Below are 11,964 nucleotides of genomic sequence, written 5' to 3'. Positions count from 1 at the left end.
AGGCCCTAAGCGTTGGCGAGGGGGCGCGCGACGCCGATGAGGACGTCCTTGGTCACGATCGATGCGAGCTTCTCTTCGCTCCAGCCCTCGGTGCCGGCAGGCCGGAACGGCAGCACCATGTAGCGGGTCTCGGCTGTCGTGTCCCAGACCTTGATCTCGACGGATTCCGGAAGGTCCAGGCCCATCTCGCGCAGCACCGAACGCGATTCGCGTACGACGCGCGAGCGGTACTCGAAGCTCTTGTACCAGTCAGGCGGGAGCCCGAGCACCGGCCAGGCCGTGCAGGAGCACAGCGTGCAGACGATGACGTTCTGCAGCGTCGGCGTGTTCTCGAGCGCCACGATGTACTCGCCCTGCGGACCCGTGTAGCCGAACTGCTCGCACGCGCGTGTCCCATCCTTGATCAGCAACGTACGGAACGCCGGATCCACCCAGGCACGCGCCACGACGCGCGCGCCGTTGGCCGGATCCCAATCGACCTCCATCAGCTTCGTGAAATTCTCGATGAAGCCCTCCGGGATCAGCTTCTTTCGATCGAGCGCTTCCTTGAGCGCGTGCGCGCGACGGGCGATCGGGGCCATCGGAAGAGGGTGCTCTGCTCGCATGGGTCTGGGCTCGAATGGGCGGGTAGGACGCGAACCGCGCAACGACAGTAGGTCCGTACCGGCCGCCGTGCTTGTCTGCGGCGGCCAACGGAAATGGCTCCTGCGTGCCAATGTCCGGGCCAGTCCATTTCGCTGGCGCAGGCAGGCCAGTGCGCGTTGGCGACCGATCCTAAGCTTCGACGAAGCAGAAACGCCGAGGAGCGTCTTCCATGGGAAAGCAGGATCACCCGGCCCGGCCGGCACCGCGGTTCGAACTCTGGAATCTCGAACTGCCGGCGCATGTGCGCACGCTGCAGTTCGTGCAAATGGGCGTACAGGCCGCGAGCCCGCGAGTCGCGATGGACGCTGCCGCCGAATTACAGGATCTGCTCGCCGTCGAACCCAAGCCCGATGAACAGTGTCGCGGCCTGTTTCTCGACGAGACGGGCGCAACGAACGTCACGTGGATCGCCTACTGGTTCGATCCCGTCTCGTACAAGCGATGGGCGGACCAACCGGCCGTGCGCTCCTTCTGGGCGGGTCGGCCGTCGAGCGGGCCGGTTGGATACTGGCGCGAGTCCGCGCACGTGCCGGCCGAATACATCGACACGCTGTACACGACGCACGATCCCGGCAAGTTCGATCAGACGGGCATGGCGCGGCACGGCAAGATGGTGGTGTGCGCGCAGCACGATTATTGGGGGGCGGTGCGCGACCGCCTGCCTGCACTCGGCGACGAGGACCTGAAACCCGACCGCTCCGCGTACCGACCCACGCGAGCGCCCACGCAGGGCAAACGCGTTTCCGTCACCGCGCCGGCGAACGTGTGCATGGCGCGCCATCATGAGGATTGGCGCAACTCGCCTCAGTTCGGACACATTTACCTGTCCGAAGTCGCAGGCGTGAAGGAGGCCGGCACCCGCCATCTCGCAGAGCACCCGGAACTCGGCTGCATCACGTCCCGCGCCATCGAAGGGCAATCGCCCGAAGGATCTCCGATCGGTCGTGCCGACGCCGTTGCGTGGTTCCTGTCGCTCGACGATCTGCTGAGCTGGGCGCGCTCGGACCCGAGCCACCTCGCGATCTACGGTGCGTTCTTCAAGGCGGCGACGGCGGTCAAGGAAGGACAGACCTGGGACGTGCCGATGTGGCACGAGGTGTTCGTGGTGCCCAAGGGTGGCCTGAAGGCCGAGTACATCAATTGCCACAACCGCACGGGCTTCCTGACCTTGCTCGACGACCTTGTTCCAGCGGGCCTGGTCACCGGACACGCGTGAGCCAAAGCACGGGCGGTAGCGCTTCGACGACGCCTGCTTACGCGAGCGGGTCCTCCGATCTGCCGCTGCTCGGGGAGACGATCGGCGACAACCTGCGCAGGCACGCGAACTCTGCACGCGCGGCTATTCGGTGATGCGGGGCTACTGGGAAGACGCTGCGAAGTCGGCCGAGACGATCGATCCGCGCCGCTGGCTGCACACGGGCGATCTCGCGGTCATGGACGAAGAGGGCTACGTCGTCATCGTCGGTCGCAGCAAGGACATGGTGATTCGGGGCGGAGAGAACATCTATCCGCGCGAGATCGAAGAGTTCCTGTACACGCACGCCGACTTCGCCGAAGTCCATGTCGTGGGTGTCCCCGATTCGAAGTTCGGCGAAGAGTTCGTCGCCTGCGTCCGTTTGCGTGAAGGCGCGGACGTGTTGTCAGCGGAAAGCCTCAAGTCCTACTGCGAAGGACGCATCGCCAGATACAAGGTGCCCAAGTACGTCCGCTGCATGGACAGCTTCCCGATGACGGTGACGGGAAAGGTTCGAAAGGCGGAGCTGCGTGAGCAGTGCCGGCCCTGGGTGACGTCCTCGCCCGAAAGCGTCTGAGCGGCGCGATCGGAACGACGTGCAGGAAGATGCCGTCCCCTCAGCGCAATCTGGCGAAGCGCCCAGCAGATTTCCACATGGCTTCCGCCGAATACTGTCCTTTCTGAGCCTGTGCAATGGCGTCGAGCGGGCTTTTCCTGGGCACAGGATCGACCGCGCTTTCGGGTGCGGGGTTCTTCGCGGGAATCTTCTCTTCGATGGCGGGCTTTGCGGCGACAGCAGCCGAAGGTTTCGAGGTTCGTTTCCTCATCGTCTTCTCGCGTGAATCGACGTCCGATCCTAGCAAACGACCGATGCCGATTCGCCATTGATCCTCATCCCGGGATTCTCGGGGCGCGGTCGCACGGAAGACGGCGAACGGTTTGGCCTCGGGAAGAAGGCCGCGCGATGTAGGGGAAGCGCCTATTCGTGCCGCCAGAGGCCCGCTGCATAATCGGACTCGTGGATTCTGGAGGTGCATCATGCGCTACGACCGGGTCATCAAGAACGGCATGATCGTCGACGGCACCCGTGTTCCGCGTTATCGCGCGGACATCGGTATCAAGGGCGGCAAGATCGCGAAGATCGGGCACATCGACGCGAAGCTCGGCCTCGACGTGATCGACGCCACCGGGCTGATCGTCGCGCCCGGCTTCGTCGACCTGCACACCCACTACGACGCCCAGGTGTTTTGGGATCCGTATTGCACGCTGTCGAGTTGGCACGGCATCACGTCCGTCGCCATCGGCAATTGCGGATTCGGCTTCGCGCCGGTCAAGCCGGAGATGCGCGAGCGTTCGATGCTGTCGATGACTCGCGTCGAAGCCATTCCACTGGCCTCGATGAAAGCCGGCATGCCCTGGGACTGGGTCACGTTCCCAGAATTCCTCGACAGCCTCGAGCGTACGCCCAAGGCCGTGAACATCCTGCCGTACATGCCGGCCGGTCCGCTGCTGGTCTGGGTGATGGGTCTCGAGGCGGCGAAGGCAGGCCGCCTTCCCACCGATGCCGAACACGCCGAGATGGCGCGCCTGCTCAACGAGGCGATGGACGCCGGCGCGTGTGGCTGGTCGGCGCAGCGGCTGCTGCCGACGGGTCCTTCGGCCACGCAGCGCGACTTCGACGGCTCGCCGATGCCGACCGATGTGATGCATGACGAAACCTGTCGTGTGCTCGCGCGCGTGCTGCGCGACCGCAACGAGGGCTTCATGCAGATGACGATGGTCTCGGGCGACAACAAGCGCGATCGCCGGCATTACGAAGAACTGGCCGAGATCGCCGGCCGCCCGATGCTGATGAACGTCGTACAGGCGTTCGACTATCGGCCCGAGATTCATCGCCGAACGCTGGAGTGGTTGCAGAGCTGCCGCCGTCGCGGGATTCGCGTGATCGGGCAGGGCATGACGACGGATGCCGGATTCACGTTCACGTTCGAGGAATGGAATCTGTTCGACGATGTGCCGGCGTGGATGGAAGCGACCACGGGGACCGTCGCGGAGCGCAAGGCCAAGCTGGCCGATCCGGCGCGCCGCCAGGCGCTGCGCGACAACCTGCCCCGGATTGCGATCGGACCCCTGGCCGACATCGTCATCGTCGGCCCGCAGCAGGAGCACAACAAGGCGTACCTCGATCACACGCTGCATCATGCCGCCGAGAAAATGGGCAAGCACCCGGTGGATGTGATGCTCGACATGGCGGTGGAAGAAGATCTCAGGACCGAATTCTTCGCCGCGCCACCCAACGGCAAGATCGAGCACCTGAAAGAGATCGTGGACGATCCCTGCATCCTGTTCGGTGTGTCGGACGGCGGCGCCCACACCCGTTTTCTGACCGCCGGCCGCTATCCGACCGAGACGATCTGCAAGATCGTGCGCGAGCACCAGATGATCTCGCTCGAGGACGCGCACTGGCGCCTCGCGGCGTTACCGGCGCAGGTCGCGGGCTTCCACGATCGCGGCGTGATCAAGGAAGGCGCGCCCGCCGACATCGTCGTGTACGACTACGAGAACCTGCGCGTGCTGCCCGAAGAAATCGCCCATGACCTTCCGGGTGGTGAGTGGCGGCGCATCCAGCGCGCCAGCGGGTATCGCTGGATCCTGGTCAACGGCGAAGTCACCATCAGGGACGATCAGCAGACCGCGGCCCATGCGGGCAAGCTGCTGCGCCACGGCGGCGCCAGGGGCAGGACGCGGGTGCGTCGTGCCGCCAAGGTGACGGCGGAGGCGGTGGAGACGGAGTTGGCTTGAGCGGCGCAAGACGTGAGTGGCGGCGACCACACGACCGCGCGTCGTCGCGCGCTGCATCGACAAGAGCGTGGCAAGGCAACCGCGCGCTCGGCCCCGTCTTCCTCTAGTGGACCAGAGACGTACTAAGCGGCACCGATTGGGCCTGCGGAAGAACGCGGGCCCGAGGGCCAGGCGCGGGCCGCTATTCGCTCACGCGGCCCCACAGGTCCGCGTCGTCTTTGCTCCAGGCCTGCTCGAAGTGATTGGCATCGGCGACGGTGCGTGGTTTTACGGCCATCAGGATCTTTCCCTGCCTCAGCGCGGCCTCGTAATCCATCACTCGCTTCTCCGGAATGTTCCATGCGCCGAGGGTCCCCAGGAGGCCGACCTTCGCCGGCGATCCTCCGGTATTTGCTGACGCTGTTGCGAGCGGCCCCGCTATCACCAGACTCAGACCCGGGAGCATCTGGGTTCTTTCGAAGCGGACTGCCGCCGCTGCGACCGCACCTGCAATCTCGCCAACCGAAGCTCGAGCGTCTGCGCCTCGAGCGGATAGGCCGTCGGTTCGCTCTTCTGCCATCTCTTCCCGAAGATGCTGACCTCGTGTCTCGTTCGACATCAGCAAATTGATTTCGGACAGGCCGTATCCTCGTTCCGTGACGGACTGACATGCGCGTTCGGCGGTCAGTCGGTCATTGAAAAGGCCGGTCACGAGGAATGTCCTGGAAGCGATCAACGTTTTGGGATACGTCCGCTGCATGCGAGCGAGAGCCGACGTCGGCGGCGGATTGATCGGTCCGCCAGCGGAGGCGATAGGCGCGGTGGCTGCGCCCGAGTTGTTCTTTGCCCGAAACTTCGGACGCTTCGGCTCGACCGCGGGCATCTCCGAAGGCGCGCCTGCTGCCCGAGCGCGTTCGGCGATCGGATCCCTCATCGCGTCTGACCTGTTCGACGCCCTCGTTGCCGGGCGTGGCGTGCCGGAGATTGTCACGCCATGAGTGGCGGTCGTGGAAGACAGGAAGGTGTTCATGAGGGCTCGTCCAGCGTTGGCGAGAGGCGAGCGTGCGCGTCATCGGGTGGTCCGTCTGTGCGTTGGCCCACTTCGACCCCGGGTCGCCCTTCGCCTCACTGGCTCGTCCGTACGCAGGCATACGCTCGGCAGCCGTTTCCAATATCCAGCGGCTCGGCGATTTCCAGGCGAGCGCCATCGACTGATCGCCTGTGCGGTTGTGCGAACAATCTGCACAAACTTCCTGCGCTGAATCAAACGACTGGCCGATGCGGCCCGCGCCGGCAAAGGTACGCGCGAAGAACTGTCGGGCTCCACGATCACCATCACCAGCCTGGGCGCCCTGGGCGGCATTGTGACGACGCCGGTGATCAACGCTCCCGAAGTCGCCATCATCGGCGTGAACAAGATGGTCGAGCGTCCCGTCGTGAAGAACGGTCAGGTCATCGTCCGGACGATGATGAATCTGTCGTCGTCGTTCGATCATCGCATCGTCGACGGATTCGACGCGGCTTCGTTCATCCAGAAGATGAAGTCGCTGCTGGAGAATCCTGCGACGATATTCATGGACGTCTGAGAAATCGGAGAGGCGCTGCCCAATTCGGGCGTCAAGGCACTTTCCAGGGCGCGCGACCACGGGCTTCTGACGTTGACCGAAATTTATCGCCACCACCTATGGGGCGGAAATCGAACGGGACATGACACGCCGGCAAACGGGCGAGCATGCCGACGAGCGATTTCCACACCGAGGGCCAGAACCAACCGCAAGGTCCCTGGTCTGCGCAGGACGATCGGGATGGGCTCGAGTGGTGAAGACAGCTCTGGAAATAAGCTCGTCGCTACTCCGAATCGAAATCGACGGATTCGAAACGCATGGCCATCGTGAATCCGCCGTCGATCGCGATGTCCTGGCCGGTGATGTAGGAAGCGTCGTCGCTGGCGAGAAACAGGACGAGGCGTGCTGCTTCGTCGGTACGGCCGAAACGACCTAGCGGCGCCATCTGTCTCCAGCGTCGCGCGAACTGGGGTTCAGGCATGCCCGGACCGCGCCAGCGCGGCGTTTCGATGATCCCGGGGCAGATCACGTTGGATCGCACACCATCGGGGCCGAAGCGCTTGGCGAGTTTTCGGCTCAGGCCGAGGACCCCGGCCTTGGCGGCGCTGTAGGCTTCGCTCGCGAATTCAATTCCCATGCGCGCGCCTGCGATCGACGCGTTGCTCACGATGGCGCCGTGTCCCGACCGCGCCAGGATGGGCGCTGCTTCCATCGCCGCTGCCCAGTATGCGGACAGGCCGCTCTCGAGCATCAGGTTCCATCGCTGGTCTTCGGTGTAGTCGGCGCTCGGATTGGTCATCGCGTTGTTGAACAGGATGCTGAGTCCGCCGAGCTCGACCGCCGCGTCGTGGACCATTCGGCGGACGGCGGTTCGATCCGTCACATCGACCGAGCGGTAATGCGCCAGGCCGCCCGCCTGGCGGATCTCGTGCACGACGCGCTCACCATTGGCATCGTCGATGTCGGCGATCATCACCGCGGCGCCCTCGGCGGCGAACAGCCGCGCGGTGGCCTCGCCGATGCCCGAAGCACCACCTGAAATCAGCGCCTGGCGGCCTTGCAGCTTCCTCGAGATGTTGGTGCTCATCGCGTCACTCCTGGACCGTCATAGGGTTGTCTGAACAGCGCATCGAGGCGCTGATCCGCTCTGGCATCGTTCAGCCGCGGCTTCTGCAGGTTCTCGGCGAGATACGCCTCTCCTTCCTCGCGGTCCTTCCGAAGCTCGGGGTAGTACTTGTCGAACACCCGATCCAGGAACGCGCGAAGGTTCGGCTTGGATCGGATGTATTGCCCGATCGGACTGGGGAACGGCGTCATCGCGCAGTGCGCCAGCCCCGCGTACATGTTCGCGTCCAGCGAAGAGGGCCTGTCGCCGAACAGGTACGGCTTGTCGCCGAGCATCTTCGACAGCGAGTCGGTCAGCCGGCGCGCGATCAGCTCGACTTCCTGTTCGGTGTTGCGGCCCGTGCCGTGATGCCAGAACTGGGTCAGCAGGTGATCGCGGAAGGATTCGACGGGCGCACGTCGCTGCTCTTCTGGAAGCCACGCCAGAAATTTCACCCAGAGCGGATCGTAGATGGCGAAATCCTCATCGCGCCGGTAGCGCGTCTGCACGGCCATCCAGTACCAGCATTCGCCGAACATGCGGTGGATCAGATCGACCGTTCCCTTCTGCTCGTCTGACAGCCATCCATCGAGAGGGTTGTTGTACTTCTCCTCGATGTAGAACTGGATCAGCTGCGTGTCGGAGACGCTGGTCCCATCGCTGTCGATGATCCACGGCAGCTTGCCCTTCGGGGTTCTCGTGAGATCGCCCTTCTCCAGGACGATGGGTTCGAAAGGAATCCCGGCCATCCTCAGGAATGCATCGGTGTAAGACACGTAGGGGCTCATGTCGGACAGTCCCCACGTCGGCAAATATCCATACAGCTTCATCATGTCGATCTCTTCCAAAAGTGCGGCACTTCCGGCCGCTTGTCCGTTACCAGCTCAGCATCTGGCCGTTCGCGTGGCGAAACTGTCCCGTGGTCTCCAGGTTCAGTTCGTCGATACGCTCGAGGAGCGCGCGGGCTGCGTCCCGGGGAGCCGCAAGCGTTCCCACCGTCGCCTGGTCGGCAAGCCCGGCGGTCATCTCTGTTCGTACGCTCCCGGGGTGCAGACAGAGCACGGCGATTCCGCGCGTCTTGAGCTCATGCGAAAGATTGAGGCCGGCCATGTTCGCGGCCGCCTTCGACATCCGGTATCCGTAGAGACCGCCGATGCCGTTCTCCGACAGGGAGCCCACCCTGCTGCTGATGATGCAAACCTTCCCGCCGCGTCCGATCCGGGGAAGCAGCGCTTCCGTGACCCGTAGAGGGCCGAGCGCGTTGACGGCGTACTCGCGCATCATCGCGTCGTAGTCGAACTGGCCGAGCATCTGGTCCGTGACAAGTCCGGCGTTGTTGATCAGGACATCGATCTGCCGGGTGTCGATGTGCTGCGTGAGGCGCCGAACCCCTTCCGTTGATGCCACGTCGACGCCGGTGACGATGTCGAGGTTCGGAGCGTCCACCAGCTCCCGGCCATGGCCCAGGCAAGCCGCAATTGCCTTGTCGCCGCGCTCGGCAATCACTGCACACATCGCCGCTCCGATTCCGCGATCGGCGCCAGTCACCACGTATGTCGTCATTCCAATCCCCGGTTGGCCGCTTCGGTGCGACTGCCGATCACGTGCGGATCATCTTCTTGGCGGCTTCCAGAAGCTCCCGGACTTCGGTCTTGCGTCCTCCGGGAACGGTGAGTCCGATCTGGACGGCCGGACGCGCCTCGATCAACTTGAACCAGGCCTTCAGTGCGGGAAATTCATCCAGCGAGAGGCCGGCCCATTCGTGATAGTTGATCCACGACCAGCAGGCGATATCGGCGATCGAATACTCGTCACAGATGTAGGTTCGATCCGACAGGCGGCTGTCGAGCACCCCGTAGAGCCGGCGGCACTCCTTCTGGTAACGCTCGATCACGCTGGGCAGCTTTTCAGGGAAGTAGCGCAGGAATACGTTCGCCTGTCCCTGCATCGGTCCGAGGCCCGACATCTGCCACATCACCCACTGGATGACCCGTGAGCGGCCCTCGATGTCTCGCGGAAGGAAGCGACCATGCTTCTCGGCGAGGTAGATCAGGATGGCGCCGGACTCGAACACCGCGAAGTCGCGATTTTCGCGATCGACGATGGTCGGGATGCGCCCGTTGGGATTGATGCCGAGGTATTCGGAAGTCTTCTGATCGAGTTTCCCCAGGTCGATCGCATTGACGGCGTAGGGGACGCCCAGCTCCTCCAGCAGGATCGACACCTTGTGTCCGTTGGGCGTGGGCGAGGTGTAGAGCTCGATCATGGAGCGGCCAGAGGCTCGGGAGAGTGTGGCGTTACGGTAGAGCAGCGACACGCGCCGGCACAGTCGGCAGAAGCGGGACCATAATGTGCGCGTTTGCACAGGGGGTCAGCGATGAGATGGGATGATCTGCAGTTCGTCCTGGCGGTCGAACGCGAAGGCGGTCTGGCGGGCGCTGCTCGTGTTCTGGAGATCAATTACTCCACGGCGCACCGTCGGCTTGCCCAGATCGAAGAGGCGGTGGGCGTTCGACTGTTCACCCGCCGGCGCGATGGCTATCACCTTGCCTCGTCTGCCAGGGAGCTGGCGGAAGCGGCCCGGAGGATCGAAGCCGAGGTGTTGGCCCTCGAGCGGCGGGTGGTGGGATCCGACACCAAGCTTCAGGGGACGATCCGGGTGAGTACATCGCAGTTGATGGGCCTCTACGTGCTGCCGCAGATGTTCGAGCGGTTTGCGGTCAAGTTCCCAGGCGTGGGCGTGGAGGTATCCATCACCGATGACCTTGCCAACCTGAAGCACAGTGACGCCGACGTCGTCATCCGGGCGACGGCCTCACCGCCCTCCTACCTGACGGGGATCAACATGGGGCCTGTCTCGTTTGCCGGGTATACCCGCAAGGACACCGCGGTCCGGGCCAAGCCGGCAAGTGCGTACGAATGGATCGACTTCGTGTCCAAGCGCGGGGCGTCGCCCATTTCGCGATGGCTTCGCACCATCAATCCGGACGCGGAGTGCCGTTACCGATTCGATTCTGCGGCAGCGCTCTACGAAGCAGCGGGAGCGGGCCTCGGTGCCGCCGTGCTTCCGTGCCTCGTCGGCGAATTCCGGGCGGAACTGACGCGGATCACGGATATCCGCTCCGAGCCGGACTTCAACCTCTGGATACTCACTCACGGGGACCTGCGAAAGTCCGCGCGGGTTCGATCGTTCATGCGCTTTTTTCGGGCCGAGCTCGAGACGTTCCTGAGCCGAATGCCTCAGCGAGCGTCGGGCCGACGGTAGTGGCGTCACCCGGCAACTCCAGCGAATGGAGGTCGATGCGGGCCGTCCGCACAGCGAGGCGCAGACTCGTTTCGTAGTGCGTCATTCGCCTACCATGGCGACAACATTCCGACCCATCGCATGCCAGCCCTAAAGCGACATACCGCAGAGCGCCTCACCCGAATTCTGGACGCCGCTCGCGAGATCATCCGGGAGACGGGCGACACCGGGTTCACGATGAAGGACGTGGCCGTGCGCGCGAAGGTCGCGCCGACGACGGTCTTCAATCTCCTTGGCAGCAAGGACGGACTGTTCTACGCGCTCCTCAGTCGTCTGCTCGACGATCTTTTCATCGGCGTTCGGCGCTACGTGAGCCCGGATCCTCTCGAGCATGTCATCGAGGCGACCGATTTCGTCGTCGATGCATTTCTGTCCGATCCCATCGTGTTTCGTGAGTTGTTCCTCGTTTTCCTGGGAACCCGCGATGAGTTGCATCGCCCTTGGTTCCTGCATCGGTCGCTCAGTTTCTGGCGTCATTCCGTAGAGGTCGCTGCGACGTCCAAGGCGGTTCCGCCCGAGTCGGTCGAGAGTGATGTGCTGCCGCGGACCTTGATGCTCGGCTTCATCGGCAGCTTCTACACGTGGGTGCACGGGGATCTGGACGACGAGGGATTTCGGACCCAAGCGCTTTACGCCAGCGCTCTGACGGTTCTGGGTGCGTCGAAGAAATCGAACCAGAGCCGGCTGTTGAACCGGCTGAGCGAGATCAGTCGGCAACTCCCGCGTCAGCACACCTTTCTGCGTCACCTCACGCCGGGCTCTCAGCGGGGGTCGCGTTCGGACCGGGCAACGCGGCTGCATGGGGCTTCGGAGTCTCCAGGAACGGTTCAGGGTCCGTCCAAGGCCGCCGCCACAACTCCGCGGAAGGGTGTGAAGCGACCCGCGCGTCGCTGAAGGCCGACGTTGTAAACGACACGATCGGCTTCCATAGGGCTCGCCCTAGGCCACTTTGGCTTGACCCAATTTGGTGTCCACTCCACCATTCGCTCCACATCGCACAGTAGATCTCTGACTGTCCTTCTCTTGTTCGGCTCGCTCGCAACGCAACGCAGAGCGCACCGACGGTCGGGGCGCTCGCGGGACTGCGGCGGGAAACAGCTCGGCAGAGCGTCGGGCCGCTTCGCGATGTTCCGGTTCAGAAACGCATCGCGGAGTTTTTCCGCCGCTTTAGCACTCATCCAGCGCGTCAGTCTTGGACGCTCTCAACACAGAAGAGGTGGACTCGATGTCCATGTTGATCAGTATCGATAACGGCGGAACGCTCACCGACGCGTGCGTGATCTATGGTGCCAAGGTGTTTCGCGCCAAGACGCTCACCACGCCGCACGAT

At 63.8% G+C, this 11,964-nt stretch carries 11 protein-coding genes and 2 pseudogenes; 6 read left to right on the top strand and 7 right to left on the bottom strand.

Annotation, left to right across the window (positions count from 1 at the left end; translation table 11 throughout):
* Positions 1-5 precede the first annotated feature (5 nt).
* Entirely contained in the window at positions 6-605 is a 600-nt protein-coding gene (gene nthA, locus DFR24_RS16795) for a nitrile hydratase subunit alpha (RefSeq protein ID WP_133882600.1), read from the bottom strand.
* 209 nt (positions 606-814) lie between these two features.
* Here nthA and DFR24_RS16790 point away from each other — a divergent pair, with 209 nt between their 5' ends.
* Both DFR24_RS16790 and DFR24_RS16785 read left to right on the top strand, forming a co-directional pair.
* The gene (locus DFR24_RS16790) at positions 815-1,861 is read left to right on the top strand and encodes a phenylacetaldoxime dehydratase family protein (RefSeq protein ID WP_133882599.1); all 1,047 of its coding nucleotides are present in this window, start codon (positions 815-817) and stop codon (positions 1,859-1,861) included.
* 106 nt (positions 1,862-1,967) lie between these two features.
* A pseudogene (locus DFR24_RS16785) lies at positions 1,968-2,456 on the top strand (AMP-binding enzyme); the annotation flags it as partial.
* A 40-nt stretch (positions 2,457-2,496) separates the two neighbouring features.
* Here the strand turns inward: DFR24_RS16785 and DFR24_RS16780 are convergent.
* Positions 2,497-2,706, bottom strand: a complete 210-nt coding sequence (locus DFR24_RS16780) for a hypothetical protein (protein ID WP_133882597.1) — start codon at positions 2,704-2,706, stop codon at positions 2,497-2,499.
* 211 nt (positions 2,707-2,917) lie between these two features.
* Here DFR24_RS16780 and DFR24_RS16775 point away from each other — a divergent pair, with 211 nt between their 5' ends.
* Complete coding sequence (locus DFR24_RS16775; protein WP_210772532.1) at positions 2,918-4,681, top strand: N-acyl-D-amino-acid deacylase family protein; 1,764 nt, start codon at positions 2,918-2,920, stop codon at positions 4,679-4,681.
* Positions 4,682-4,862: 181 nt separating this feature from the next.
* Here the strand turns inward: DFR24_RS16775 and DFR24_RS16770 are convergent, their stop codons facing one another.
* Positions 4,863-5,690 (bottom strand): hypothetical protein, encoded by an 828-nt coding sequence (locus tag DFR24_RS16770; RefSeq protein WP_133882596.1) that lies wholly within the window; start codon positions 5,688-5,690, stop codon positions 4,863-4,865.
* Positions 5,691-5,922: 232 nt separating this feature from the next.
* On the opposite strand from DFR24_RS16770, the pseudogene DFR24_RS16765 reads away from it, so the two are divergent.
* Positions 5,923-6,246: pseudogene (locus DFR24_RS16765) on the top strand (2-oxo acid dehydrogenase subunit E2); the annotation flags it as partial.
* A 262-nt stretch (positions 6,247-6,508) separates the two neighbouring features.
* Here the strand turns inward: DFR24_RS16765 and DFR24_RS16760 are convergent.
* The 4 genes from DFR24_RS16760 to DFR24_RS16745 are packed head-to-tail and all read right to left on the bottom strand — an operon-like array spanning position 6,509 to position 9,596.
* Complete coding sequence (locus DFR24_RS16760; protein WP_133882595.1) at positions 6,509-7,312, bottom strand: SDR family NAD(P)-dependent oxidoreductase; 804 nt, start codon at positions 7,310-7,312, stop codon at positions 6,509-6,511.
* Complete coding sequence (locus tag DFR24_RS16755) at positions 7,309-8,163, bottom strand: glutathione S-transferase C-terminal domain-containing protein (RefSeq protein ID WP_133882594.1); 855 nt, start codon at positions 8,161-8,163, stop codon at positions 7,309-7,311. The genes DFR24_RS16760 and DFR24_RS16755 overlap by 4 nt, the downstream gene beginning before the upstream one ends.
* Positions 8,164-8,206: 43 nt before the next feature.
* On the bottom strand, positions 8,207-8,893 hold the full coding sequence (locus tag DFR24_RS16750) for an SDR family oxidoreductase (RefSeq protein WP_133882593.1): 687 nt from the start codon (positions 8,891-8,893) through the stop codon (positions 8,207-8,209).
* Positions 8,894-8,930: 37 nt separating this feature from the next.
* Positions 8,931-9,596, bottom strand: a complete 666-nt coding sequence (locus DFR24_RS16745; RefSeq protein WP_133882592.1) for a glutathione S-transferase family protein — start codon at positions 9,594-9,596, stop codon at positions 8,931-8,933.
* A 111-nt stretch (positions 9,597-9,707) separates the two neighbouring features.
* Here DFR24_RS16745 and DFR24_RS16740 point away from each other — a divergent pair, with 111 nt between their 5' ends.
* Both DFR24_RS16740 and DFR24_RS16735 read left to right on the top strand, forming a co-directional pair.
* Positions 9,708-10,595 carry a LysR family transcriptional regulator gene (locus tag DFR24_RS16740; RefSeq protein ID WP_133882591.1) on the top strand — a complete coding sequence of 296 codons (888 nt, stop codon included), beginning with the start codon at positions 9,708-9,710 and terminating at the stop codon, positions 10,593-10,595.
* Between the two features lie 120 nt (positions 10,596-10,715).
* Positions 10,716-11,528 (top strand): TetR/AcrR family transcriptional regulator, encoded by an 813-nt coding sequence (locus tag DFR24_RS16735; RefSeq protein ID WP_133882590.1) that lies wholly within the window; start codon positions 10,716-10,718, stop codon positions 11,526-11,528.
* Positions 11,529-11,964: the final 436 nt, after the last annotated feature.

It is taken from the genome of Panacagrimonas perspica (genome assembly GCF_004364935.1).
Classification (GTDB): Bacteria; Pseudomonadota; Gammaproteobacteria; order Nevskiales; family Nevskiaceae; genus Panacagrimonas; species Panacagrimonas perspica.
The sequence above is the reverse complement of the archived record's forward strand: the minus strand, read 5'-3'. Positions and strand labels throughout refer to the sequence as shown.

Coding starts and splice junctions, on each gene's coding strand:
- nthA (WP_133882600.1), bottom strand. CDS start 605: ATGCGAGCAGAGCACCCTCTTCCGATGGCCCCGATCGCCCGTCGCGCG.
- DFR24_RS16790 (WP_133882599.1), top strand. CDS start 815: ATGGGAAAGCAGGATCACCCGGCCCGGCCGGCACCGCGGTTCGAACTC.
- DFR24_RS16780 (WP_133882597.1), bottom strand. CDS start 2,706: ATGAGGAAACGAACCTCGAAACCTTCGGCTGCTGTCGCCGCAAAGCCC.
- DFR24_RS16775 (WP_210772532.1), top strand. CDS start 2,918: ATGCGCTACGACCGGGTCATCAAGAACGGCATGATCGTCGACGGCACC.
- DFR24_RS16770 (WP_133882596.1), bottom strand. CDS start 5,690: ATGAACACCTTCCTGTCTTCCACGACCGCCACTCATGGCGTGACAATC.
- DFR24_RS16760 (WP_133882595.1), bottom strand. CDS start 7,312: ATGAGCACCAACATCTCGAGGAAGCTGCAAGGCCGCCAGGCGCTGATT.
- DFR24_RS16755 (WP_133882594.1), bottom strand. CDS start 8,163: ATGATGAAGCTGTATGGATATTTGCCGACGTGGGGACTGTCCGACATG.
- DFR24_RS16750 (WP_133882593.1), bottom strand. CDS start 8,893: ATGACGACATACGTGGTGACTGGCGCCGATCGCGGAATCGGAGCGGCG.
- DFR24_RS16745 (WP_133882592.1), bottom strand. CDS start 9,596: ATGATCGAGCTCTACACCTCGCCCACGCCCAACGGACACAAGGTGTCG.
- DFR24_RS16740 (WP_133882591.1), top strand. CDS start 9,708: ATGAGATGGGATGATCTGCAGTTCGTCCTGGCGGTCGAACGCGAAGGC.
- DFR24_RS16735 (WP_133882590.1), top strand. CDS start 10,716: ATGCCAGCCCTAAAGCGACATACCGCAGAGCGCCTCACCCGAATTCTG.